The 24,563-nt window shown below is 61.6% G+C and carries 26 protein-coding genes; 17 read left to right on the top strand and 9 right to left on the bottom strand.

Going from position 1 to position 24,563, the window contains the following annotated elements; genetic code table 11:
* Positions 1-95: 95 nt before the first annotated feature.
* Together MF4836_RS19575 and MF4836_RS19570 are read left to right on the top strand one after the other, a co-directional pair.
* Entirely contained in the window at positions 96-782 is a 687-nt protein-coding gene (locus MF4836_RS19575) for a DNA-3-methyladenine glycosylase (protein ID WP_078471643.1), read from the top strand.
* Between the two features lie 88 nt (positions 783-870).
* On the top strand, positions 871-2,187 hold the full coding sequence (locus tag MF4836_RS19570) for a bifunctional DedA family/phosphatase PAP2 family protein (protein WP_078471642.1): 1,317 nt from the start codon (positions 871-873) through the stop codon (positions 2,185-2,187).
* A 64-nt stretch (positions 2,188-2,251) separates the two neighbouring features.
* Here MF4836_RS19570 and MF4836_RS19565 read toward each other — a convergent pair whose 3' ends face one another.
* Genes MF4836_RS19565 through MF4836_RS19555 form a run of 3 tightly spaced genes read right to left on the bottom strand, consistent with a single transcriptional unit; the run spans position 2,252 to position 3,927 of the window.
* Complete coding sequence (locus MF4836_RS19565; RefSeq protein ID WP_078471641.1) at positions 2,252-2,842, bottom strand: LON peptidase substrate-binding domain-containing protein; 591 nt, start codon at positions 2,840-2,842, stop codon at positions 2,252-2,254.
* 9 nt (positions 2,843-2,851) lie between these two features.
* Positions 2,852-3,568 (bottom strand): LrgB family protein, encoded by a 717-nt coding sequence (locus MF4836_RS19560; protein WP_020295270.1) that lies wholly within the window; start codon positions 3,566-3,568, stop codon positions 2,852-2,854.
* On the bottom strand, positions 3,565-3,927 hold the full coding sequence (locus MF4836_RS19555) for a CidA/LrgA family protein (RefSeq protein WP_078471640.1): 363 nt from the start codon (positions 3,925-3,927) through the stop codon (positions 3,565-3,567). Before MF4836_RS19555 ends, MF4836_RS19560 begins: the two co-directional genes overlap by 4 nt.
* A 179-nt stretch (positions 3,928-4,106) precedes the next feature.
* On the opposite strand from MF4836_RS19555, the gene MF4836_RS19550 reads away from it, so the two are divergent.
* From MF4836_RS19550 to MF4836_RS19540, 3 genes are all read left to right on the top strand, one after another.
* Positions 4,107-4,562 (top strand): MaoC family dehydratase, encoded by a 456-nt coding sequence (locus MF4836_RS19550; RefSeq protein WP_078471639.1) that lies wholly within the window; start codon positions 4,107-4,109, stop codon positions 4,560-4,562.
* A 103-nt stretch (positions 4,563-4,665) separates the two neighbouring features.
* Positions 4,666-6,384 (top strand): C13 family peptidase, encoded by a 1,719-nt coding sequence (locus MF4836_RS19545; RefSeq protein WP_078471638.1) that lies wholly within the window; start codon positions 4,666-4,668, stop codon positions 6,382-6,384.
* A gap of 28 nt (positions 6,385-6,412) precedes the next feature.
* Positions 6,413-7,054: an oxidoreductase gene (locus tag MF4836_RS19540; RefSeq protein ID WP_078471637.1), complete on the top strand. Its 642-nt coding sequence runs from the start codon at positions 6,413-6,415 to the stop codon at positions 7,052-7,054.
* 33 nt (positions 7,055-7,087) lie between these two features.
* Here MF4836_RS19540 and MF4836_RS19535 read toward each other — a convergent pair whose 3' ends face one another.
* The 4 genes from MF4836_RS19535 to MF4836_RS19520 form a co-directional block, all read right to left on the bottom strand.
* Positions 7,088-7,375 (bottom strand): YceK/YidQ family lipoprotein, encoded by a 288-nt coding sequence (locus MF4836_RS19535; RefSeq protein ID WP_078471636.1) that lies wholly within the window; start codon positions 7,373-7,375, stop codon positions 7,088-7,090.
* Positions 7,368-8,000 (bottom strand): flavin prenyltransferase UbiX, encoded by a 633-nt coding sequence (ubiX, locus tag MF4836_RS19530; RefSeq protein ID WP_020295264.1) that lies wholly within the window; start codon positions 7,998-8,000, stop codon positions 7,368-7,370. The genes MF4836_RS19535 and ubiX overlap by 8 nt, the downstream gene beginning before the upstream one ends.
* Positions 7,997-9,346, bottom strand: coding sequence for a UDP-N-acetylmuramate:L-alanyl-gamma-D-glutamyl-meso-diaminopimelate ligase (gene mpl / locus MF4836_RS19525; RefSeq protein ID WP_078471635.1), 1,350 nt, complete (start codon positions 9,344-9,346; stop codon positions 7,997-7,999). Before mpl ends, ubiX begins: the two co-directional genes overlap by 4 nt.
* Positions 9,347-9,485: 139 nt before the next feature.
* Entirely contained in the window at positions 9,486-11,405 is a 1,920-nt protein-coding gene (locus MF4836_RS19520; protein WP_078471634.1) for a sigma-54-dependent Fis family transcriptional regulator, read from the bottom strand.
* Between the two features lie 391 nt (positions 11,406-11,796).
* Here MF4836_RS19520 and exaC point away from each other — a divergent pair, with 391 nt between their 5' ends.
* The 11 genes from exaC to MF4836_RS19460 all read left to right on the top strand — a co-directional run bounded on the left by exaC (position 11,797) and on the right by MF4836_RS19460 (position 22,413).
* The gene (exaC, locus tag MF4836_RS19515) at positions 11,797-13,317 is read left to right on the top strand and encodes an acetaldehyde dehydrogenase ExaC (RefSeq protein WP_020295261.1); all 1,521 of its coding nucleotides are present in this window, start codon (positions 11,797-11,799) and stop codon (positions 13,315-13,317) included.
* Positions 13,318-13,518: 201 nt separating this feature from the next.
* Positions 13,519-14,799 (top strand): ethanolamine utilization protein EutH, encoded by a 1,281-nt coding sequence (gene eutH, locus MF4836_RS19510; protein WP_078471633.1) that lies wholly within the window; start codon positions 13,519-13,521, stop codon positions 14,797-14,799.
* A 126-nt stretch (positions 14,800-14,925) separates the two neighbouring features.
* Complete coding sequence (locus MF4836_RS19505; RefSeq protein ID WP_078471632.1) at positions 14,926-16,320, top strand: ethanolamine ammonia-lyase subunit EutB; 1,395 nt, start codon at positions 14,926-14,928, stop codon at positions 16,318-16,320.
* 11 nt (positions 16,321-16,331) lie between these two features.
* A complete protein-coding gene (gene eutC, locus MF4836_RS19500) occupies positions 16,332-17,156 on the top strand; it encodes an ethanolamine ammonia-lyase subunit EutC (protein WP_078471631.1) in 825 nt (274 codons plus the stop codon).
* Between the two features lie 106 nt (positions 17,157-17,262).
* Positions 17,263-17,718, top strand: coding sequence for a GNAT family N-acetyltransferase (locus tag MF4836_RS19495; RefSeq protein WP_020295257.1), 456 nt, complete (start codon positions 17,263-17,265; stop codon positions 17,716-17,718).
* A gap of 238 nt (positions 17,719-17,956) precedes the next feature.
* Positions 17,957-18,613 (top strand): DedA family protein, encoded by a 657-nt coding sequence (locus MF4836_RS19490; RefSeq protein ID WP_020295256.1) that lies wholly within the window; start codon positions 17,957-17,959, stop codon positions 18,611-18,613.
* A 5-nt stretch (positions 18,614-18,618) separates the two neighbouring features.
* Positions 18,619-19,431 carry a zinc-dependent peptidase gene (locus tag MF4836_RS19485; RefSeq protein ID WP_078471630.1) on the top strand — a complete coding sequence of 271 codons (813 nt, stop codon included), beginning with the start codon at positions 18,619-18,621 and terminating at the stop codon, positions 19,429-19,431.
* 112 nt (positions 19,432-19,543) lie between these two features.
* Positions 19,544-20,071 (top strand): inorganic diphosphatase, encoded by a 528-nt coding sequence (ppa, locus tag MF4836_RS19480; RefSeq protein WP_003176323.1) that lies wholly within the window; start codon positions 19,544-19,546, stop codon positions 20,069-20,071.
* 821 nt (positions 20,072-20,892) lie between these two features.
* A complete protein-coding gene (cynS, locus tag MF4836_RS19470; protein WP_078471628.1) occupies positions 20,893-21,360 on the top strand; it encodes a cyanase in 468 nt (155 codons plus the stop codon).
* A gap of 105 nt (positions 21,361-21,465) precedes the next feature.
* A complete protein-coding gene (locus MF4836_RS19465; RefSeq protein WP_078471627.1) occupies positions 21,466-21,714 on the top strand; it encodes a DUF2790 domain-containing protein in 249 nt (82 codons plus the stop codon).
* Positions 21,715-21,750: 36 nt separating this feature from the next.
* Positions 21,751-22,413 carry a carbonic anhydrase gene (locus MF4836_RS19460; RefSeq protein WP_078471626.1) on the top strand — a complete coding sequence of 221 codons (663 nt, stop codon included), beginning with the start codon at positions 21,751-21,753 and terminating at the stop codon, positions 22,411-22,413.
* Between the two features lie 35 nt (positions 22,414-22,448).
* Here MF4836_RS19460 and cynR read toward each other — a convergent pair whose 3' ends face one another.
* Both cynR and MF4836_RS19450 read right to left on the bottom strand, forming a co-directional pair.
* On the bottom strand, positions 22,449-23,333 hold the full coding sequence (cynR, locus tag MF4836_RS19455; RefSeq protein ID WP_078471625.1) for a transcriptional regulator CynR: 885 nt from the start codon (positions 23,331-23,333) through the stop codon (positions 22,449-22,451).
* Positions 23,334-23,494: 161 nt separating this feature from the next.
* Positions 23,495-23,728: a hypothetical protein gene (locus MF4836_RS19450; RefSeq protein ID WP_238596165.1), complete on the bottom strand. Its 234-nt coding sequence runs from the start codon at positions 23,726-23,728 to the stop codon at positions 23,495-23,497.
* A gap of 394 nt (positions 23,729-24,122) precedes the next feature.
* On the opposite strand from MF4836_RS19450, the gene MF4836_RS19445 reads away from it, so the two are divergent.
* Positions 24,123-24,527 (top strand): hypothetical protein, encoded by a 405-nt coding sequence (locus MF4836_RS19445; protein ID WP_238596164.1) that lies wholly within the window; start codon positions 24,123-24,125, stop codon positions 24,525-24,527.
* Positions 24,528-24,563: the final 36 nt, after the last annotated feature.

Raw genomic sequence — 24,563 nt, 5'->3', positions numbered from 1 at the left:
GGTCAAAATGGAGGGCAAATAGCGCTCGTTAAGCATGAGTTAAGGCTGATGTTGATATCATTGCGTCACATTTCTCGTCGCCCACCGTTGCCACCATGTCCATTCTGACCAACGCAGACCTGCCCAACGCCCTGCCTGACAGCTTCTTCGACCGTGATGCGCAACTGCTGGCCCGCGAACTGCTGGGCAAAATCATCCGGCATAAATTCGACGGCCTGTGGTTATCGGCGCGCATTATCGAGACCGAAGCCTATTACTGCGAGGAAAAAGGCAGCCACGCCTCCCTCGGCTACACAGAAAAGCGTAAAGCTTTGTTTCTGGATGGCGGCCACATCTACATGTATTACGCCCGCGGCGGCGATTCGCTGAATTTCAGCGCTCAGGGTCCGGGCAACGCGGTGCTGATAAAATCGGCCTACCCCTGGGTCGACGCGGTCTCTGGCCCGGCCAGCCTGGCGCAAATGCTGCTCAACAACCCCGATGCCAGTGGCAGCCCCCGCCCCTCGCAAAAGCTGTGCGCCGGCCAGACCCTGCTGTGCAAGGCCTTGGGCTTGAAAGTCCCAATCTGGGATGCCAAGCGCTTTGATCAGGAGCTGCTGTTTGTCGAAGATGTCGGCACCCCGGTTGGACAGATTATCCAGACCACTCGCCTGGGCATTCCCCACGGCCGCGACGAGCATTTGATGTACCGCTTCGTCGATGCGTCCTACGCGCCTTATTGCACGCGGAACCCCTTGCGTCGCGGCCAAGTCGAAGGACGCGATTACTTTCTGCTCGACTGAAATCCCGCAGCAACGAACCTGCCCGCGATAGCGCTATCGCGATCTGGCGCGCTTCTGCGTTCAATGTGCACATGACGGAGTTGACTCTATGGGCCCATGGCTCGATGGCATGACCACCTGGTTGACGGCCAACCCGCAGTGGCTGGCCGCCGCGGTATTTATTGTGGCCTGTGTCGAGTGCCTGGCGATTGCCGGCCTGATCGTGCCCGGCACGGTGCTGCTATTCGCGATTGCCGTGCTGGCGGGCAACGGCGCGTTGTCCCTGGGCGAAACCCTGCTGCTAGGGTTCCTCGGGGGGCTGCTGGGCGACGTCGTTTCCTACCTGCTCGGCAGACATTTTCATCAGAGCATTCGTCGACTGCCCGGGCTGCGCCAACACCCGCAATGGATCAGCGGCGCCGAAGCGTATTTTCAGCGTTATGGCATCGCCAGCCTGCTGGTGGGTCGTTTTATCGGGCCGTTGCGGCCGATGCTGCCGATGGTCGCCGGCATGTTCGACATGCCCTTCCCCCGCTTTATTGCCGTCAGCCTGCTGGCCGCTGCCGGCTGGACCGTTGCCTACCTGCTGCCCGGCTGGGCCACCGGCGCCGCGATACGCCTGCCGCTGCCCGAGGGTTTCTGGCCCGAGGCGGGAGTCGTGGTCGGCAGCATCGCCGTGCTGGTGGGCCTGAGCATTACCAGCAGCCTGCGTCGACACCGCAATGCCACCTTGATCATGAGTGTGATGAGCCTGGTGATCCTGGCCGGGCTGTTTATCGGCTACCCCTACCTGATCCAGTTCGATCAGGGCCTGATTGCCTTGGTGCAGGAGCATCGCAGCGCCTCCCTGGACCGGATCATGGTGATGGTCACGCAGATCGGCGAGTTCCGAGCCATGTTCATCATCAGCGGCGTGCTCACCCTGCTGCTGTTGATTGCCCGCCAATGGCGGCAGGCGATCTTCGCCGGCGCCACACTGATGTTCACCGCTCTGGCCAACACCGGCAGCAAGTGGTTCTTCGCCCGGGTCCGCCCCGAGGTGCTGACCGATCCACTGACCAGCTACAGCATGCCCAGCGGGCATTCTTCCGGCGCCTTTGCCTTGTTCCTGACCCTGGCGGTGCTTGCCGGGCGCGGCCAGCCACCCAGGATGCGCCTGACCTGGCTGCTGCTGGGCTGCCTGCCGGCCGCTTCGATCGCCTTGTCGCGGGTCTACCTCGGGGCGCATTGGCCGACCGATATTCTGGCCGGCGCGATGCTCGCGACCTGCGTCTGTGCCGCCAGCCTGGCCCTGAGCCAGCGTCAGACGCCTTTGCCGGCAATGCCAGCCAGGGTCTGGTGGCTGGTGCTGCCGAGCATGATTGCGCTGTGCGCATTCATGGCCATGCGGCACCTGCCCCACGCCCTGCTGCGCTACGCCTATTGAGGAAATCCGCTAGAGAGTGGTGGCAAGGGCCGTCACGCTGAACTTGCAGCCCAACATTCAGAGATCAGGCGAAAAGCTCGCCCTGCAACTCATCCAACAGCGCCTGGATCGCATCCAGGCGTTGCTGCGGATCATCCAGTTGCAGCAGGTCCAGCTTGTCCAGCTCTGAAAATGGCAGCAGATAGGCCAACTGGTTCGCCAGCGACTGCTGGCCGGTGGCTTCCGTGCCCATGTTCAAGGCCTCGACCATCGGATGCTCGGCCAGCGCCTTGAGCAAGGCGATCAGGTCGGCGTCCTCATCCTGCAACGGTTGCTCCGGAGCCTCGTCGAGCCACTCGACCTGGGCGACCACCAGTTGGTCCTTCTGCACCTCGCTGCTGAGCACCCGAAAACGCCGCCCACCCTTGACCCGAATGCCCAGCAGGCCATTGTCCTGTTGATGAAAATCGGTGATCAACGCTTCGCAGCCGATCAGCGCATAACCTTCCGGCACGTTGCCGACCTCCTCGCCTTCGAGGATGCAGACCACGCCAAAACCACTGCCCTGTTTCATGCAGCGGCCGATCATGTCCAGGTAGCGCGCCTCGAAAATCTGCAGATCGAGGATGCACTGCGGAAACAGCACGGTATTCAGCGGAAAAAGCGCCAGGCTCATAAAAAATCCTTAAACCACCAACGACACCGCCAGCGGCAGGAATACCGCCGTGGCCACGCCCATCAGACTCATCGCCAGCGCCGCAAAGGCACCGCACTCTTCGTTTTCCTGCAAGGCCACCGAGGTGCCCACGGCATGCGCCGTCATGCCCAGGGCCATGCCGCGCGCCTCGGGACTATGGACACCCAGGCGATTCAAAATGCTCGGGCCGAAAATAGCCCCGATGACCCCGGTTATCAGCACGAACACCGCCGCCAGGGCCGCCACACCACCGATCTGCTCGGCCACCAGCATGGCAATCGGCGAAGTCACCGACTTGGGCGCCATGGTCATCAAGATCATGTGCTCGGCGCCAAACCACCAGCCCAGCAATACGCCAAGTCCGGTAGCGACCACGCCACCCACCACCAGCGTAGTAAATATCGGCCAGAACAATTGCCGGATCCGCCGCAGATTCAGATAAAGCGGCACAGCCAGTGCCACCGTGGCCGGGCCCAGCAGAATACTCAGGATCTCGGTGCTCTTACGGTACTCGGCGTACGTCAGGCCACAGCCCAGCAGCACGCCGATGACCAGCAGCATCGACACCAGCACCGGCTGCAGAAAGATCCAGCGGGTTTTCTCGAACGCCGCCAGCACCAGTTGATAAGCCCCCAGGGTAATGCCGATGCCAAACAACGGGTGGTGGATCACGGCCGCCCAGGCACCTTGCCAGTCGAACGTCATTGCCCTTCCTCCCGCCGCGCCTGGCGCTTGACCAGCTTCTGCATCAGCACGCCGACAAAGGCCATGGAAATCACCAGGGACAGCACCAGTGCACCGACAATCGCCCAGAAATCGGCGGCAATGTCTTTGGCGTAGACCATCACGCCCACGGCCGGCGGCACCAGCAACAACGGCAGGTAACGCAGCAGGCTGCTGGCCGCGAGGCTCAGGGGCTCCCCGACTTCGCCCCGTGCAATCAGGAAGATCAGCATCAGCAGCAGGCCGACGATAGGCCCCGGCAGTATCGGCAGAAACAGATGATTGATCGCCGTGCCGAGCAATTGGAACAGCACCAGCCATGTCAGACCGCGTAACAACATCCCCACTCTCCAGCAAAAACGCGTCGCGCATTATAAGCACGCAAGGGCTATGGACCGGCATTCGCCAAAAGCATGGATGGTTGACCCAAGCAATTGGCCATGATGATCTAAAGTGGTTGTCAGGGCACCGTCCCCACCCCGTGAAAAACTATAAAACCGATAAACCAAGGAGAGTCTCAATGCCCTACGTTCCTGTTGCAGAGCTCAAAGATTATGTCGGGAAGGAACTCGGACGTTCCGAATGGCTCACCATCGACCAGGAGCGCATCAACCTGTTTGCCGAGGCGACTGGCGATTTCCAGTTTATCCACGTCGATCCGGTCAAGGCTGCGCAAACCCCCTTTGGCGGCACCATCGCCCATGGTTTCCTCTCGCTGTCACTGATTCCCAAGCTGATGGAAGACATCCTGGTGTTGCCTGAAGGCCTGAAGATGGTGGTCAACTACGGCCTGGACAGCGTGCGTTTCATCCAGCCGGTCAAGGTCAACTCCAAGGTGCGACTCAAGGTCGACCTCACCGAGGTCACCGAAAAGAAACCCGGCCAGGGGTTGCTCAAGGCCACCGCCACCCTGGAAATCGAAGGCCAGGAAAAACCCGCCTATATCGCCGAGCCACTGTCGCTCTGCTTCGTCTGAAACACCGTTGATGCGAAACAGCTCACGCTGTTTCGCACGGCCTCTCTATATATAAGCCACATGGCTACGGCATACTCGGTCCCCTAATTACCCGGATCCCGCTATGCGCCCACTTGTACCCCTGGTTTTGACCCTGTTGCTCGCCGCCTGCGGAGACGGCGAATCGCTGCTACCGCCCGACGCCCGGCTGCCCGACGGCGGACGCTATCGGGGCGACGTGGTCAACGGCCTGCTGCAGGGCCAGGGGCGCATCGACTATCCCAACGGCAGCTGGTACGCGGGACAATTCGAAAATGGCCAATGGCATGGCAACGGCGAATGGCATGGCAGCAACGGCGAGGTCTATCGCGGCCAGTTCCAGCAAGGCCTGTTCCACGGCCAGGGCAGCCTGACCACCCAGGACAGCAGTTACACCGGCGGTTTCAAGTTTGGCCGCCGCGATGGTGAAGGCACCCTCAAAGAGGGTGGCATGACCTACCGTGGCGAGTTCAAGGCCGACCTTTATTCCGGCCTCGGGCGCTTGGAGCTGGAGGACGGCAGCCAATACCAGGGCCAGTTCGCCCACGGCAAGCCCAATGGCGAAGGCCAGCGCAGCGACGCCAGCGGCAATCAGTTCAGCGGCCACTTCGTCAATGGCCAGCTCGAAGGCAACGGCACTTTCAACAGTGCCGAGGGCGACATCTACGTCGGCGGCTTCAAGCAGAACCAGTTGCACGGCAAGGGGCGTTACGAAAACGCGGATGGCGACGTGTGGATCGGCCAGTTCAAAGAAGGCGCCCTGAGCGGTAAAGGTGAACTGATAGGCGTCGACGGCAGCCACTATGTCGGGCAATTCAGCGATTGGCGCTTCAGCGGCCAGGGCCGTCTCAACCTCAGCGACGGCAGCTTTTATATCGGCGGTTTCGACAGCGACAGCTACCAGGGCCATGGGGTGCTGGTATTGCGTGACGACACCGTGCAAAGCGGCGATTGGATCAACGGCCTGCGCGTGCGCGATGCCAGCGGCAAATTGCTGCCGGACCCACTGGAGCTCGGCTTGCTGGCCCAGGGGCGTCTGCTCGAACAAGCGTTGACCAACGTTCCCGCCTCGACACCGGCGATAGAGCTGTACAGCCTGACACTGGCCGGTGACGGCAAGCAAAGCGTGTTCCTGCGCGAAGCCGACTACGTCAGCAACATGCTCGCCAGCCGTTTCGGTGCCTACGGCCAGATCCGCCTGGTCAACCACCGCGACCACCTGGCCGACCGGCCCATGGCCACCCGGGAGAGCCTGCACCGCTCGGCCCAGACCCTGGCCGAACGCAGTGGCCCGGAAGACCTTGTTTTCATCTACCTGACCAGCCACGGCACCAGCGCCCACGAACTGGTGCTCGATCAGCCGCGTCTGGAGCTGGCCGACCTGCCGGCCGATGAGCTGGCGACGGCCCTGGCCCCGCTGAAGAACCGCGACAAAATCATCGTGATCTCGGCCTGTTACTCCGGCGGCTTTATCCCGGCGCTCAAGGACGAACGCACGCTGATCATGACCGCCTCGCAGGCCGACCGGGTGTCTTTCGGCTGCTCGGAAGAAGCGGATTTCACCTACTTTGGCGATGCGCTGTTCGCCCAGGCGCTGAACCAGACCGATGATCTGGAGCAGGCCTTCAAACTGGCCCGGGCCAACGTCGCCGAACGCGAGCAGGCCGATAATTTCGAAGCCTCGGAACCGCAGATCTGGGCGCCCAAGGGGGTCTTGGCGCACTGGCAACAATTGCGAAAACAGCAGGCACGAAAAGCGCTGCAAAGTGTCTCAATCAACAGCAAGGAAGCAAAGAGCAACTAAGCTGAAACAGTATCAAGGGGGAAACACTATGTACTTGACGCCTCAGCATATCCTGCTCGCTGGAGCCACCGGCCTGACTGGCGAACACCTGCTTGATCGCCTGCTCAACGAACCCACCGTGACCCGCGTTCTGGCACCCAGCCGCCGCCCGTTGAGCGAGCATCCGCACCTGGAAAACCCGGTGGGCGACCCGGCTGTATTTTTGCCGCAACTCACAGGCCAGGTCGACATCGCCTTCTGCTGCCTGGGCACCACCATCAAGCAGGCGGGCTCGGAACAGGCGTTTCGTGCCGTGGACCTGGATATGGTGGTGGCCTTTGCCAAGCGCGCGCGGGAAATGGGCGCGCGGCACCTGATCGTGATCAGCGCCGTGGGGGCCGACGCCCAGTCTTCGATCTTCTACAACCGGGTCAAGGGCGAAATGGAGCAGGCGCTCCAAGCCCAGGATTGGCCGCAACTGACCATCTGCCGCCCTTCGCTGCTGCTGGGCGAGCGCCTTGAGCCACGCCTGGCGGAACAACTGGCCGGCCCCTTGTCCAAACTGATTCCCGGCAAGTACCGCGGTATCGAAGCCTGTCAGCTGGCTCGTGCCATGTGGCGCCTGGCCCTGGAAGAACAGGACGGGGTTCGGGTGGTTGAGTCCGACGAGTTACGCAAGCTGGGCAAATAGAACCGGGCTGGCGCGGCACTCCAGCAAGCGCCGCTACAGCCCGCCGGTAGCCTGGAACCCCACACCCAACACCGTCAGGACCGACAACGGCAACAGCAGCGTGTCGAGCACAGCGCTGGCGGGCAGGTCGACACCGGGATAGCTCGGCGCCTCGGCGCCAAAACGGTCCATGGCGCAACAGCCACCCTGCATCGCATACAAATCCAGGCGGGTTCCCGAGTACACCACCGGCGCTCCCGGCTGGGCGGCATTGAGGGTGCGCGCGGTGGCGCAACCACCCAGTTGCAGGGCGATCAACGCCACCAGCAACGCCCTACTCATCACTGCTCAAATGGTGCTCGCCCCAGCGCGGCAGCATGTCCTGGGGAATGTTCAGCAGGTTGAGAATCCGCGCCACCACAAAATCCACCAGGTCATCGATGGTCTGCGGCTGGTGATAAAAGCCCGGCGACGCCGGCAGAATGGTCACGCCCATGTTCGACAGTTTGAGCATGTTCTCCAGATGAATACTCGAGTACGGCGCCTCGCGCGGCACCAGAATCAACTGGCGACGCTCCTTGAGCGTGACATCGGCCGCACGCTCGATCAGGTTGTTGCAGGCACCCGTGGCAATGGCCGACAGGGTTCCGGTCGAGCACGGCACCACCACCATCGCCGCCGGCGAGCCGGAGCCCGAGGCCACGGGCGACATCCAGTCTTCCTTGCCATAAACCCGGATCTGCCCCGCCGCCGCACCGGTGTACTCGGTGAGGAAGGCTTGCATCATCTGCGTCTTGGGCGGCAGGGAGACGTCGGTTTCGGTGGCCATGACCAATTGCGCGGCCTTGGAGATCAGAAAGTGCACTTCCCGATCCTCACGGACCAGGCAATCGAGCAGGCGCAAGCCGTACTGGGCGCCCGAGGCGCCCGTCATGGCCAGGGTGATGCGTTCCGGACCGTTGTTCATTGCAGGGCCTCAGCCAGTTTGCCGTGCAGGCCGCCAAAACCGCCGTTGCTCATGATCACCACGTGAGTACCGGGTTTGGCCTGGCTCTTCACGCGCTCGATGATGCCTTCCAGCGAGTCACTGACAATGGCCGGCACCGAGCACAGCGCGGCGGTCGCGCCCAGGTCCCAGCCGAGATTGGCGGGGGCATACCAGATCACCTGGTCGGCCTGGTTGACGCTTTCCGGCAGGCCATCTCGATGGGCACCCAACTTCATCGAATTGGAGCGCGGTTCGATGATGGCGATCAGCGGAGCATCACCAATGCGTTTGCGCAGGCCGTCCAAGGTGGTGGCGATGGCCGTCGGATGGTGGGCGAAGTCGTCGTAAATGGTCACGCCCTGTACTTCGGCGACCTTTTCCATGCGCCGCTTGACGCTTTTGAACGCACTCAACCCGTCGATGCCCATGGAAGGCACCACACCCACATGACGCGCCGCTGCCAGAGTGGCCAAGGCATTGGCGACGTTGTGCTGGCCAGTCATGTCCCACTCGACCACGCCTTGAACCACACCTTCAAACAGCACTTCGAAGCGCGAGCCGTCTTCACTGAGAAGCCTGGCTTGCCATTGGCCACCCGCGCCGGTGGTCTGCACCGGGGTCCAGCAGCCCATGTCGATCACTCGCTGCAAGGCCGGCTCGGTGGTCGGATGGATCACCAGGCCTTCGCTGGGAATGGTGCGCACCAGGTGGTGGAACTGCCGCTCGATGGCCGGCAGATCGGGGAAGATGTCCGCATGATCAAACTCAAGGTTATTGAGGATCGCGGTGCGCGGGCCGTAGTGGACGAACTTGGAGCGTTTGTCGAAGAAGGCGCTGTCGTACTCATCGGCCTCGATCACGAAAAAGGGTGTGTCACCCAAACGGGCCGAGACTGCGAAATTCTGCGGCACACCGCCAATCAGAAAACCCGGGCTCATGCCTGCGTGCTCCAGCACCCAGGCCAGCATGCTGCTGGTGGTGGTTTTGCCATGGGTGCCGGCGACCGCCAGTACCCAGCGACCTCGCAGTACATGCTCGGCCAGCCATTGCGGGCCGGAGACATAGGGCAGGCCTTTGTTCAGCACATATTCCACTGCCGGATTACCGCGGGACATCGCATTGCCGATGACCACCAGGTCTGGCGCCGGGTCGAGCTGCGCCGGGTCGTAACCCTGGGTCAACTCGATGCCCTGGGCCTCGAGCTGGGTGCTCATGGGTGGATAGACGTTGGCATCGGAACCGGTCACACGATGGCCCAACTCCTTGGCCAGAACCGCCATTGAACCCATGAAAGTGCCGCAAATACCGAGAATATGAATGTGCATAGTCGACCTCGTAAACATCGCGGCAGGTTAGCGTAGAGGGCTGCAATTCGCACTCTTTAGCTGCCGAGCAGATCGAACGCCGCAGCTTATGGCCTTCGCTGTAGCCGCTTGTCCTCCCCGAGGTATCCCCTACGGGGCGCTAGCGGGCGATGCCATGTTTGCGCAGCTTTCTATACAGGGTGTTGCGGCTGACGCCCAATTGCTCGGCAGTGTGGGTCATGTGCCAGCGCTGTTGCTCCAGGACGTTGAGCAGCGCCAGGCGCTCGGCATCATCCAGCGGGTGCTGCGAAATATCCTCGACCGTGGCCACCACGGGGGCCGGACGGCTGTGACGGATAACTGCCGGCAGATCTTCGAGGACGATCCGCCCATCCTCGCAAAGCGCCGCCAGCGTCCGCAGCACATTGCGCAACTGGCGCACGTTGCCCGGCCAATGAAAGTCCAGCAACGCCTGGCGCGCCGCCGCATCCAGCAGCACCGCCTGCTCACCGGCCTCTTCAGCCAGGAGAAAGTCCAGCAACTGGGATTTGTCACTGCGCTGGCGCAACGCCGGCAAGCCGATTTCCAGGCCATTGAGGCGGTAGTACAAGTCCTCGCGAAAACTGCCGTTGTGCACCCGCTCCAGCAGGTCGCGGTGGGTGGCGCTGATGATCCGCACGTTCACCGCCTGGGGCTCGCCGCCAATGGGCACCACCATCCGGTCTTCCAGCACTCTTAACAGGCGAGTCTGCATGGCCAGGGGCATGTCGCCGATCTCATCGAGAAACAGCGTGCCGCCATCGGCCTGTTGCAACTTGCCGCGCATGCCTTCCTTGCGAGCGCCGGTAAAGCTGCCACCGCGATAGCCGAACAACTCGCTCTCGATCAGGCTTTCCGGAATCGCCGCGCAATTGAGCGCAACAAAGGCTTTTTCCGCACGCTGGCTGGCGTGGTGCACGGCCTTGGCGAAGGCCTCTTTGCCGGAGCCGGTTTCGCCGTTGATCAGCAAGGGCACATCGCGCTCGAAGACCCTCAGGGCCTTGCGAAAATCGTCCTGCAGCGCCGCATCGCCCAGGCATATGCCCGGCAGCCGTGGGCGTTCGAGCACAGGGGCCGGCATCACCACCGGCTGCGGCACCGTGCGCGGCTGGCCACGCAGCAGGGCGAACAGGTTGCGCCCATCACGGCTGCGCAATGGCCAACTGGCGCTGGCATTGACGCTGGCCCGACTCAGCAACTCATCGAGCGAACAATCGAAGAACGACTCCACCGGTTTCCCCAGCAAACCGCCACGAACATGCCCCAACAGGTTCAACGCGCTCTGATTCACCGCACTGATCCGCCCATCACCGTCGAACGCTAGCAACCCTTCGCTGAACAGTCCCACGGACTCGGCCTGCAAATGAAAACGCAGCAACCACTGGTTGTCGAAATAACGCAGGAAATAGCAGCTCTCGATCATCTTCGCCGAAAGGTTGACCAGGGCCATGGTGTGGAATTGGCTTTGCCGCGAGACATCCTGGCGTGCCGACGATACATCGAGCACTGCCAGCAGCTCGCCGTGAGGGTCGAACACCGGGCTGGCGGAACAGGTCAGGCCCGTGTGACGCCCGCGAAAGTGCTCATCCTGATGGATGGTCAGCGCCTGACGCTCCACCAGGCAGGTGCCGATACCGTTGGTGCCTTCGCAGGCTTCGCTCCAGTCAGCGCCCAGCCACAGGCCGGCGCGCTCGAAGATCTTGCGCTCGGTGGGCGCGGTAATGCAGTTGAGGATGACCCCGCGCGCATCGGTCAACAGCACCGCATGGCCGGCACCGGACAATTGCTGATGCAGGCTGGCCATCTCGCTGCCGGCAATCTGCAGCACTTGCTGCAAGCGCTCGCGACTTTCCAGGACCCGCCCCTGCTCGAGCACGGTCGGCGCCATGGCCTGGGCCGGGTCGAGGTGGTAATCCTCAAGGCAACGCAGCCACGAGCGGGCGATCGACGGGTCGCTGCCCGGGCCCTGCAAGCGGGCCTTGCCCTGGGTAACGGTCAGCACTTGCTGGGCGTGCCGGGTCAGATGATTACTGCTATGCATTTCTTATTATTCTCCTGCTGCGCTGTCACGCTCAGACGGAACCACCTCTGGCCGCTGCCGCAAGATGGCTGGAAGCCCCTGGACCCGTTCGCAACCAGGCAACAGCGACAGACGGGACGGGTGAATTTCACAAGCAAACCAGCATCCTCCTGCGGCGGATTCATTGCAATGCCGACTCGACTGATGAGTCACAGGTTGTGCCATACAGGTGACAAACTGTCACTCACCGCTGTGCCATATCTGTCACAGCCCGCCGCCAAGTGCCTGTCGAAACACTACAAAACCCTTGATTCTGCGGGCCTGCAACACGCTGGCCCGACCTTTGCTCTAGGCTTAACAAGCGCAACAGCGCGTCCTCCCCTATAAGCACAAAAGCCAGGAGATACCCACCATGCGTTACGCACACCCCGGTACTGAAGGCGCTATCGTTTCGTTCAAGGCCAAGTACGGCAACTACATCGGCGGTGAGTTTGTCGCTCCGGTCGATGGCAACTACTTCACCAATACTTCGCCAGTCAACGGCAAGGCCATCGCCGAATTCCCGCGCTCCACCGCCAAAGACATCGACAAGGCCCTGGACGCTGCCCACGCTGCCGCCGACGCCTGGGGCAAGACCTCGGCCCAGGATCGCTCCCTGGTCCTGCTGAAAATCGCCGACCGCATCGAACAGAACCTCGAACTGCTGGCCATCACCGAAACCTGGGACAACGGCAAGGCCGTGCGTGAAACCCTCAACGCCGACATTCCATTGGCCGCCGACCACTTCCGCTACTTCGCGGGCTGCATTCGCGCCCAGGAAGGCACCAGCGCCGAAATCAACGAGCACACCGCCGCCTACCACTTCCATGAACCCCTGGGCGTGGTCGGGCAGATCATTCCGTGGAACTTCCCGCTGCTGATGGCCGCCTGGAAACTCGCCCCAGCCCTGGCCGCCGGCAACTGCGTGGTACTCAAGCCCGCCGAGCAAACCCCGCTGGGCATCAGCGTGCTGATGGAGCTGATCGGCGACCTGCTGCCGCCAGGCGTGCTCAACGTGGTACACGGTTTCGGCAAGGAAGCGGGCGAAGCCCTGGCCACCAGCAAGCGCATCGCCAAGATCGCCTTCACCGGTTCCACTCCGGTGGGCTCGCACATCATGAAATGCGCCGCCGAGAACATCATCCCGTCCACCGTGGAACTGGGCGGCAAATCGCCGAACATCTTCTTCGCCGACATCATGAAGGCCGAGCCGCAGTTCATTGAAAAGGCCGCTGAAGGCCTGGTGCTGGCGTTCTTCAACCAGGGCGAAGTCTGCACCTGCCCATCCCGGGCCCTGGTGGAAGAGTCGATCTACGACGACTTCATGAAAGTGGTGATGAAGAAGGTCGAGCAGATCAAGCGCGGCGACCCGCTGGACACCGACACCATGGTCGGCGCCCAGGCCTCCGAGCAACAATTCGACAAAATCCTGTCCTACCTGGAAATCGCCAAGCAGGAAGGTGCGCAACTGCTCACCGGCGGCAAGGTGGAAAAACTCACCGGCGACCTGGCAACCGGCTATTACATCCAGCCGACCCTGCTCAAGGGCACCAACGATATGCGCGTGTTCCAGGAAGAAATCTTCGGCCCGGTGGTGAGCATCACCACCTTCAAGGACGAAGCCGAAGCCCTGGCGATTGCCAACGACACCGAGTTCGGCCTCGGCGCCGGCCTCTGGACCCGCGACATCAACCGCGCCTACCGCATGGGCCGGGCGATCAAGGCCGGTCGCGTCTGGACCAACTGCTACCACCTGTACCCGGCGCACGCCGCGTTCGGCGGTTACAAGAAGTCCGGTGTCGGCCGTGAAACCCACAAGATGATGCTCGATCACTACCAGCAGACCAAAAACCTGCTGGTGAGCTACGACATCAACCCGCTGGGCTTCTTCTGATCCACGCCCCCGGCGACCCAGGTCGCCGGGGGTTCCGGCCCGCCAGGGCCTGAAGCGCCCCTCCATCCTCCATCCGTTTCGGCGTCCACGACTGGCCGAGAGGGATGCTGCTGTCAAAAATTCCCGATTGGCCTCGCATCGGGCTGTCGTGCTGAAAGCCCACGCGGCTTTTAAAGAACAATAAGAACAAGGAACAACCTAATGGATCAGATCGGCAACTACGTGCTCTACCTCATCATGCTCTGCGCCGTGCTCGGGGCATTCGCCGCGATTTACGACAGCGACCGAGGGCTGGGCAAAGAATTCATGGAGGGCATCCACGCCACCGGGTACATTTTCGTACCGGCCGCCGGGATCATGGCCTCCATCCCCTACCTCACGGTGGTGATCGAAAGCGTTTTCGGTCCATTCTTCAACTCCCTGGGCGCCGACCCGGCGCTGGCGGCGACCATGATCATCGCCTCGGACATGGGCGGCTATCAGTTGGCTTCGGCCCTGGCGGCCAGCAAGGAAGCGCTGGTGATGGCCCTGATCACCGGTTTCATGGGCGGCGCCACCATCGTCTTCTCGATTCCCATGGGCCTGGCGATGCTCGACAAGCGCGACCATAAATACATGGCGCTGGGAATCATGTCCGGGATCCTGACCATCCCCATCGGCGTACTGATCGCCAGCGTGATCCTGGCGTTCAGCAACCCACTGGTGCGCGACCTGGTAACCACCAATGGCGAGGCCGGTTATCAATTGGCCCTGGGCATGGGCAGTATTTTTGCCAACCTGCTGCCGATCCTGATCTTCGTCGTGGCCCTGGCCGTCGGCCTGCGCTTTTTGCCAGACATGATGATCAAGGGCTTCATCATTTTCGGCCGGGCCATGGACGCGGCGATCAAGCTGGTGCTGGTGTTTTCCATCGTCGAATACTTCACCGGGGTGTTCTCGCTGGTATTCGGCGGCTGGGGCTTCCATCCGATCATCGCCGACGCCGAGGACCAGACCCGCGCCCTGGAAACCGCCGGCTACATCGGCATCATGCTGGCCGGCGCCTTCCCCATGGTCTACCTGTTGCGCAAATACCTGGGCAAGCCCCTGGAAAACCTCGGCAGCAAGGTTGGCCTGAGCGCCGTCGGCAGTGCCGGCATGCTGGCGACCATCGCCAATATCCTGGCCATGTTCCGCCTGGTGCGCTTCATGCCGCCCAAAGACAAAGTGATCAACATCGCCTTTGGTGTGTGCGCGGCCTTTCTACTGGGCGACCACCTGTCGTTCACCGCCAACTTCCAACCGACCATCATCCTCCCGGTGCTGATCGGCAAAATCAGCGCCGGATTCATCGCCGTGGGCCTGGCTTACTGGTTATCGGTGCCCAAGGCCCTGGAGCTGGAAGCCCAGGATCGCGCTGCCGGGATCATCGCCGAAGGCGAATACCTGGGCGACGCCGAGCCCGAGGCCCCGCTGCCCGCCGGACACAAGGCCACCGCCTGAGGACGGCGCGCAACACCGGCTTGTACGTACACGGGCAAGCGCCTGGAACAGCGGTCGAAAAAGGTGGCATTCTGACAACTGCCACCCCCACGACAACGCACCTTCATCGTTGAAACGGAGACAGAGATGGCCAGTTTTTCCCATACCGTCGGCCCCCAGACCTATCACTTCGATAGCCTCAAGGAGGTCATGGCCAAGGCCAGCCCGGCGCGTTCCGGAGACTTCCTGGCCGGGGTCGCGGCCCTGAACGATGGCGAACGGGTCGCCGCGCAGATGACCCTGGCGGACATCCCCTTGAAACACTTCCTGCAGGAAGTGCTGATCCCCTACGAGTCCGATGAAGTCACCCGGCTGATCATCGACACCCACGACCAACAGGCCTTCGCCACGGTCAGCCACCTGACCGTGGGTGGTTTTCGCGACTGGCTGCTCAGCGATGCCGCCGACGAAACCAGCCTGCGCGCCCTGGCCCCAGGCCTGACCCCGGAAATGGCTGCCGCGGTGTCGAAGATCATGCGCGTGCAGGACCTGGTGCTGGTGGCGCAGAAGATCCGTGTGGTCACGCGCTTTCGCAACACCGTAGGGCTGCGCGGGCGGATGTCGACCCGCCTGCAGCCCAACCACCCCACCGACGAACCGGCGGGCATCGCCGCCAGCGTGCTCGACGGCCTGCTGTACGGCAACGGCGACGCCATGATCGGCATCAACCCGGCCACCGACAGCATCGCCTCGATCTGCGCCATGCTGGAAATGCTCGACGCCATCATTCAGCGCTATGAAATTCCGACCCAGGCCTGCGTCCTGACCCACGTCACCACCTCCATCGAGGCGATCAACCGGGGCGTGCCGCTGGACTTGGTGTTCCAGTCGATTGCCGGCACCGAGGCGGCCAACGCCAGTTTCGGCATCAACCTCAATGTGTTGCAGGAAGGCTACGACGCCGGCTTGAGCCTGAACCGCGGCACCCTGGGACAAAACCTGATGTATTTCGAAACCGGCCAGGGCAGCGCCCTGTCGGCCAACGCCCACTTCGGCATCGACCAGCAGACCTGCGAAACCCGCGCCTATGCCGTGGCCCGGCATTTCAAGCCGTTTCTGGTCAACACCGTGGTCGGTTTTATCGGGCCGGAATACCTGTACAACGGCAAGCAGATCATCCGCGCCGGTCTGGAAGATCACTTCTGCGGCAAGCTGCTGGGCGTGCCCATGGGCTGCGACATCTGCTACACCAACCACGCCGAAGCCGACCAGGACGATATGGACACCCTGCTGACCCTGCTGGGAGTGGCCGGAATCAACTTCATCATGGGCATCCCCGGCTCCGACGACATCATGCTCAACTACCAGACCACCTCCTTTCACGACGCGCTCTACGCCCGGCAGACCCTGGGCCTGAAGCCGGCCCCGGAGTTCGAGCAATGGCTGGCGCGCACCGGAATCTTCACCCAAGCCGATGGCAAGGTGCATTTCGGCAATAACCTGCCACCGGCCTTCCGCCAGGCGCTGGCGCAATTGGGATAAGCGAGACACTTATGGACAAGCACCCCACCGACAGCCAGAACCCCTGGCTGGAACTGCGCCGCCTGACCCCGGCCCGCATCGCCCTGGGCCGCACCGGCACCAGCATGCCAACCGGTGCCCAACTGGACTTCCAGTACGCCCACGCCCAGGCCCGCGATGCCGTGCACCTGCCCTTCGACCATGCCGGGCTCAGCAGCCAGTTGGCCGAGCGCGGGCGTGACAGCCTGTTGCTGCACAGCGCAGCCGTCGATCGCCACAGCTACCTGCAACGCCCCGACCTGGGGCGGCGCCTGAGTGATGAGTCGGCACAAACCCTGCGCGATTACGCCAGCGCCAACCCCGGCGGAGTCGACCTGGCAGTGGTGGTGGCCGATGGGCTTTCGGCGCTGGCGGTGCATCGCCATACCTTGCCGTTCCTGGCGCGAATGGAAGAGCAGACCAACGCCGAAGGCTGGTCGCTGTCGCCGGTGATTCTGGTGGAACAGGGCCGGGTCGCGGTAGCCGATGAAATCGGCCAACTGCTGGGCGCGAAAATGGTGGTGATCCTGATCGGCGAGCGCCCGGGCCTGAGTTCACCGGACAGCCTGGGCCTGTACTTCACCTACCAGCCCAAGGTCGGGCTGACCGACGCCTACCGCAACTGCATCTCCAACGTGCGCCTGGAGGGCCTGAGCTACGGCATGGCCGCCCACCGCCTGCTGTACCTGATGCGCGAGGCATGCCGGCGGCAGTTGTCGGGGGTCAACCTCAAGGATGAAGCCCAGGTGCAAACCCTGGAGTCGGACACACCGGAGAACATGAAGGGCAACTTCCTGTTGAGCCCACCCGAAGCGTGATTTTCAAGACGATTGCGCTTTTTTCCAGCTTTAGGCAGCATCCGAACACGGCTGCCCCGAGTAATGAACCGTTTGCCGTCATATCCACTTGCTGTTGAGGCCTACCATGCGGATTACTCAAGCAACCCTGGAACACCTGGACCTGTTGACGCCGTTGTTCGTCAAATACCGCGAATTCTACGGCGCGCTGCCTTACCCGGACTCGTCCCGGGCCTTTCTGGAAAAACGCCTGCGCCGCAAGGAATCGGTGATTTACCTGGCGCTGTCCGATGACGACAACAAACTGCTCGGGTTCTGTCAGCTGTACCCCAGCTTCTCGTCCCTGTCCCTCAAGCGTGTATGGATCCTCAACGACATCTACGTCGCTGAAGACGCTCGGCGCCAACTGGTGGCCGACAACCTGATCCGCACCGCGAAGAAAATGGCCAAGGAAACCCACGCCGTGCGCATGCGCGTTTCCACCAGCAGCGATAACGAAGTGGCGCAGAAAACCTACGAGTCCATCGGCTTTCGCGAAGACACCGAGTTCAAGAACTACGTATTGCCCATCAGCGATGATTGATCCGCTCGACAGCGGCCTTCGGGCCGCTGTGGCATTTATCGAATTTCCCGCCTCTGCCCGCCGTCAAACGATGCCTGGCCCTCGAAACGCCCCGCTACAATCTCAACGCGCATTTCACAGTTCACACTTTATAATACTGACCTTTTCGGCAAGTAAGAAACGTCTGCCCTCGCTGTAAGACCTTACCCCGAGTCATTGCACAGGTCCGCCGAGCCGGGCCGTCACCACAGGTGCCTCCATGGATTTCAACCCGATCGACCTCATCCTGCACCTCGACGTCTACCTCGACTTGCTGGTGACCAATTACGGCCCATGGATCTACGCCATTCTGTTCCTGGTGATCTTCTGCGAAACCGGCCTGGTGGTGATGCCCTTCCTGCCGGGTGATTCCCTGCTGTTCATCGCCGGCGCCGTGGCCGCGGGTGGCGGCATGGACCCGGTGCTGCTGGGCGGCCTGCTGATGCTGGCGGCGATCCTCGGCGACAGCACCAACTATGTCATCGGCCGAACAGCGGGCGAACGCCTGTTCAACAACCCGAACTCGAAGATCTTCCGCCGCGATTACCTGCAAAAGACCCACGATTTCTACGACAAGCATGGCGGCAAGACCGTGACCCTGGCGCGCTTCCTGCCAATCATCCGCACCTTTGCGCCGTTCGTCGCCGGCGTGGCGCGGATGCCTTACCCGCGCTTCTTCGGCTTCAGCGTGGCCGGCACCATCCTCTGGGTAGGCGGCCTGGTCACCCTGGGGTATTTCTTCGGTAACGTGCCCTTCATCAAGAAAAACCTGTCGTTGCTGGTGGTGGGCATCATTCTCCTGTCCCTGGTCCCGATGATCATCGGCGTGGCCCGCAGCCGCTTTGGCCGCTCGACGTCAAACGCCGAGCCGCGCTGACCGGCATGTGGTCCCTCAGTGCCTGGCGCCGCAAGCGCATCCTGGCCAAGCATCCGATTGCCGATGACACCTGGCAGCGGGTGCGCCAGCACTTGCCCTTCCTCGATGGCATCACCCCGGCCGAAGACCAATGGCTGCGTGAAGCCAGCGTGCTGTTTCTCGATGAAAAACACCTGACCGCCCTCCCCGGCGTAGAACTGCATCAGGAACAGCGTCTGCTGCTGGCGGCCCAGGCCCAACTGCCATTGCTGCACCTGGGTGACCTCAACTGGTACCAGGGCTTCCATGAAATCGTCCTCTACCCGGACGACTTCCTCAGCCCCCAGCGCCATCGCGATGCCAGTGGTGTCGAGCACGAGTGGGACGGCGAACACAGCGGCGAAGCCTGGCAACAAGGGCCGATCATCCTGGCCTGGCCCGGAGTCCTGGCCAGCGGCGGCTGGGAAGCCTACAACCTGGTGATCCACGAACTGGCGCACAAGCTGGACATGCTCAACGGCGACGCCAACGGCCTGCCGCCGCTGCACAGCGATATGCGGGTCAGCGACTGGGCGCAGGTGATGCAAGAAGCCTACGACGACCTCGACCGCCAACTCGAGCAGAACCCGGACGCCGAAACCGCCATCGACCCCTACGCCGCGGAAAACCCAGCCGAGTTTTTTGCCGTCACCAGCGAATACTTCTTCAGCGCCCCGGATCTGCTCAACGAGGCCTATCCGAAAGTCTATGAACAGTTGCAGCTGTTTTACCGGCAGAATCCGCTCGCCAGGCTGCGGCAACTTCAGGCCGAAGATCCGGTCTATCGGCCACACGACTAAGCGTTGTACGACCCTTGGTACGTGGCATCGATAGCGGAGTGTGTCTATAATCGCCGCCACTTTTTGGTCAATCCGGCCAAGTCATTTGGTCATCTAACGGGGGCACCGCCCAATGAGCTACAGCAAGATTCCGGCTGGCAAAGACCTGCCGAACGACATCTACGTCGCGATCGAGATCCCGGCCAACCACGCGCCGATCAAGTACGAAATCGACAAAGACAGCGACTGCCTGTTCGTTGACCGTTTCATGGCAACCCCGATGTTCTACCCAGCCAACTACGGCTTTATCCCCAACACCCTGGCCGACGACGGTGACCCCCTCGACGTGCTGGTCGTGACCCCGTACCCAGTGACCCCAGGCTCGGTCATCCGCGCCCGTCCGGTGGGCATCCTGAACATGACCGACGACGGTGGCGGCGACGCCAAAGTCATCGCGGTACCACACGACAAGCTGTCCCAGCTGTACGTCGACGTGAAGGAATACACCGACCTGCCGCCACTGCTGCTGGAACAGATCAAGCACTTCTTCGAGAACTACAAAGACCTCGAAAAAGGCAAATGGGTGAAGATCGACGGTTGGGGCAACGCAGACGCAGCCCGTGCCGAGATCATGAAGTCGGTTGCAGCCTATAAAGGCTGAGAAGCAGCGCTAAGCTTCCAGTCGTAAGCTGCAAGGAAAAGCCCCGGTGATTCGGGGCTTTTTTGTGCATGCCAGAAACCCGGTGCCTGGGGCAGGTAAAATTCCGTTGCACTATTTTGGCTCTCGAGGCCTCTGGCCGGCCCTTTGCGCTGGGAATTTGCGGCAAATATGCGTATGCTGCGCCCCACATTTGCGCATCGGCCCTTCCGCGGTCAGATCGCACGACGAAGCGGATGATTTTCTCGCCAAGTCCCACAGCCAGACGCAAGAGCTGGGTGTACGTTTTGAAGGCTGGTGCGGTTTACCAAAAATGAACCAAGCCAGTCCCCGAGAAGCCGGCCACAAGCCGGCTTTTTAATGCCTGCAAAAAACCTATCCCCCTTCAAAACCCCATCCGCCGCCTCGTTTTTTCAGCGGTGAGGCTTTCGTTTATCCCATGGCCTCCAACGCCTACGGCTCCGGACATTTAGGCAACGTGAAGTTGGTTCTGCAATGCGAGCCACTCCAGGGAAAAAGTCACCAACGTTCGGGGGCGCAGAGGCACATCGCGGTGGCCGGGCCACCAGATAACCATCCTGATGTTGAACAGAGCGAAAGCCGACATCGAAAGCATCGGCCACAAGGTCACGCGCAAGCGCAAGCTGATCTCCCCTCCCTGCGCCTCTGCACCTGCACCTGCACCGATGACCAAAACTTCGAGCCCAAACTATAGGATATGCCTATATAAAGAATCGCATATCGGTCTTGGACGCTATCAATCAAACGACAGAAGATAGCTCCACACACAGCAACACCGACCTGCAAACCAGAGGAGAACCACCATGCAACAGTCCCACGCCTACAAAGATATGAGCCTCGCACTGACCACCGGCATCCTCGATGCCAAGGCGCGTAAGAACCTGTCCTGGCAGGATCTGACGGATGGCACCGGTCTTGGCTTGGCGTATGTCACCGCGGCGCTGCTGGGCCAGCATCCATTGCCAGAAAGCGCGGCCAAGGTGATCGGCGAAAAACTCGAGCTGGACGCCGATTCGGTGGCCCGCCTGCAAGTCATCCCGTTGCGCGGCAGCCTCTCGGGCGTGCCGACCGACCCGACCATCTATCGCTTCTACGAGATGATCCAGATCTACGGCACCACCCTTAAAGCCCTGGTGCATGAGCAGTTCGGCGACGGCATCATCAGCGCGATCAACTTCAAGCTGGACATGAAGAAAGTTGCAGACCCGGAAGGCGGTCACCGCGCCGTGATCACCCTCGACGGTAAGTTCTTGCCGCTGCGTCCTTTCTAACGGCGCACCTCGACCTGTCACCGGCCCGCAGTTGCTGCGGGCCCGCTGCAAACCCTGACGCACGCCTCTTCTTTCCCACCACCAATTTTGACTGGAGGACTGATCATGCAAAAAAATCTGCTTTTCGCGTTGGCCCTGACGACCTCGCTCTGCGCCTATGCGCAGGCATCTGCGGCACCTGCGGACGTGGTTGCCTACACCTACGGCATGCACCTGGACATCGCCCAAGTGCTGAGCATGTCGCCCGTGCCAGATGTGTGCGGCCCGGCGCCAATGCACATGACGTACCGCGACTCCCAAGGCCAGACCCACGTCCTGGAGTACAGCGTGCTCGGCAACGGCTGCTCCAATTGAGCGTCACCCTTCCCCCTACTACTGCGAGCTATCTCTATGAAAGCGCTAATTGACGGTTTCCTGAAGTTTCAAAGCGAAGCGTTTCCTCAGCGCTCCGACCTGTTCAAGCACCTGGCGACCACCCAGCACCCCGGCACGTTGTTTATCACCTGCTCCGACAGCCGTGTGGTGCCGGAACTGCTGACCCAGCAAGAACCCGGTGAAATGTTCGTAGTGCGCAACGCCGGCAACATCGTGCCGTCTTACAGCCCGCACCCGGGCGGTGTGTCGGCGACGGTGGAGTACGCCGTGGCGGTGCTCGGTGTGACAGATATTGTGATTTGCGGCCATTCCGATTGCGGTGCCATGACGGCCGTCGCCAAGTGCAAATGCATGGATCACCTGCCCGCTGTCGCCGGTTGGTTGCAGCATGCCGAGTCGGCGAAGGTGATCAACGAGTCGCGCTCCCACGCAAGCGAAGCGGCGAAGGTGAGTTCGATGGTTCGGGAGAATGTCATCGCCCAGCTGGCCAATATCCAGACCCATCCCAGCGTGCGCCTGGCTCAGGAAAAAGGCCTGTTGAGTTTGCATGGCTGGGTCTACGACATCGAGACCGGTTCGGTGGATGCCCTGGACGCCGATCATCGCAGCTTCAAGCCCTTGGCCAAGCACCCCGATACCTGCGCCGTGCAGAGCCGCATCGGCAAAGCGGCAGCGTGAGGCATTGGCCGCCAACCCTTGGATAACGGCGCGAGCTAGTTGAGCGCCGCCGTTTCCAGCATCAGGTCCTTAAACGCGACGGACGCCACGCTGTGGTAGTTGTTTTTACGCCTGAGGATCGAGACGCCACGCTGGGGCACCTTATCCTGCAACAGCAGCTTGTGCAGGCCACGATCCTGGGTGGCGATGGACTCCGGAAGAATGGTGGCGACGCCGGTGTGGCGAATCACTTCCAGCAGGGTGTTGACCGAGTTGACCTCAATCACCACCTTGGGCGTGATCTGCGCCGTGGCGAAATACTCGTCGATGCACAAACGGGTGGCGAAATCGGCGGTCAGCAGTGCGAAATCCAGTTGCGCAACCTGCTCGACACTCAACGCGATCTGGCAGTCGTAGAGCGGGTGATCGCGCCCGACCATCAAGCCCAGGGTTTCGATAAACGCCGGGATCGATTCGATGTCGGTGTTTCTGACCTGCTCAAACGCAATCGCGATATCCAGCGAATCATCTGCCAGCCCGATTTCGATGTCGTCCATCGATAACTCGAAGACCTCCAGATGGATATGCGGGTAGCGCTTGATGTAATCCCGGACTAGCGGCCCCACCAGGTACGGCATAAAGGTCGGAGTCATGGCCAGCCTCAAGCTGCCACGGGACAAGTCCTTAACGTCGTGCAACGCCCGCTTGCCCGCTTCCAGCTCCACCAGTACCCGACGCGCGGACGCGATGTAGGCCAGGCCGGCATCGGTCGGCTTGACCGTACGCGAGGTGCGGTCGAACAGGCTGACGCCGAGGCTGTCTTCCAGTTGCCGGATCTGTTGGGAAAGGGTCGGCTGGGAAACGTGCAGCACCTCGGCGGCGCGGGTGAAGCCGCCATTGTCGGCGACCGCCAGCAAGTACCGCAGATGTCGTAGCAGCATCGGAATAACCCTCTATGAGGAGAACACGGCCGTGGCATTGTATATCGCACTGGATGCCAGATCGGGGGTACGCAACTGCAGGCCCAGCGACCAAGCCTCTGCGCACAAGGCAAAAAAAGCTGGCCGCCCTCCAATGCACGCTCATTCCGGCATTGTCCGCCTCACCAAAAGCGCAGCTCACCACCGGTCATGAGAAACACCAGGGCCATCCCGAACGACCCTAGAAACAGCGGGGCCACGCTGATCACGATTTGCAGGATAACCGCAGCCTTGCAAGCGCCAGAAAGGCCGTAGCGCATCCAGTACAGGACGTGAAAGATCATCGTCAGGCCGTTGGCAACCCAGGCCGCGCCGATGGCCAGCATGTAGTTTTGCTGGGCGATGCGCAGCAACATGATCAGCACACCGAAAATGGCGACCAGTGACGAGGCCACAAGCAGGCGTGACGGGCCCGAAGACACAGGTTGTGGGGCAGGTGTGGGCATTGGGGTTCCATCCGTGTGAATGTGAGCAGATTCCTCCCCCACGCAGCTCGCCACAGCAGGAGCATGCCGACTGGACATTGGCCACGGGGTATTTCCGGGCGCGTATTTAACACCACATCCGGCTGTGGCGCCCAAGCTATTGCGCTTGCCCGGCCACAGAGACGCCAACCTGCAGCCATTGCACGGCTGACTATCAAGAAGATGCGAAGTCGCTCGAAAAACACCACGGGCCCCGTATGATTGCCCACCGCTTCAGCGCAACGCACGACCGCGGGCTGATGCTCCTTCCTCTTCCAGGCTTGTCATGAAAAAAATTCCTGTTTCAGCATTCCTTGCCTTGAGCCTGACGGGCTGTGTGGGTGCCTGGGTCGACACCACCAGTAAAACCACGAGCAAATCCAGCGCCCACGATCAGCTCACCTCTTACAACGAAAAACCGCTGATTACCCGTTCGGAAAAATCGCCCTCGACCCGCGAATGGTGCGGCACCACCTTGTTGGTCGTGATTATTCCGATTCCGCTCAAGTTGCCGGTCTGTGAGTCCTACAGCGAAATTGCCTATGGCAAGAACGTCTATGGCGTAGAAAAACCGCTGCTTTACACCAGCCAGAGCATGACCTCGACGTTCTACGCCTGCGGCCCCTTCATGTTTATGGCGCCGCTGATGCACAGATACCAGGGCAATGCCTTGTGTGGGACATTTCCTTGAAGGGGCGAAATCGAATCACCGCCCACACTCGAGTAG

The organism is Pseudomonas sp. MF4836 (genome assembly GCF_002018875.1).
Classification (GTDB): domain Bacteria; phylum Pseudomonadota; class Gammaproteobacteria; order Pseudomonadales; family Pseudomonadaceae; genus Aquipseudomonas.
The sequence above is the reverse complement of the archived record's forward strand: the minus strand, read 5'-3'. Positions and strand labels throughout refer to the sequence as shown.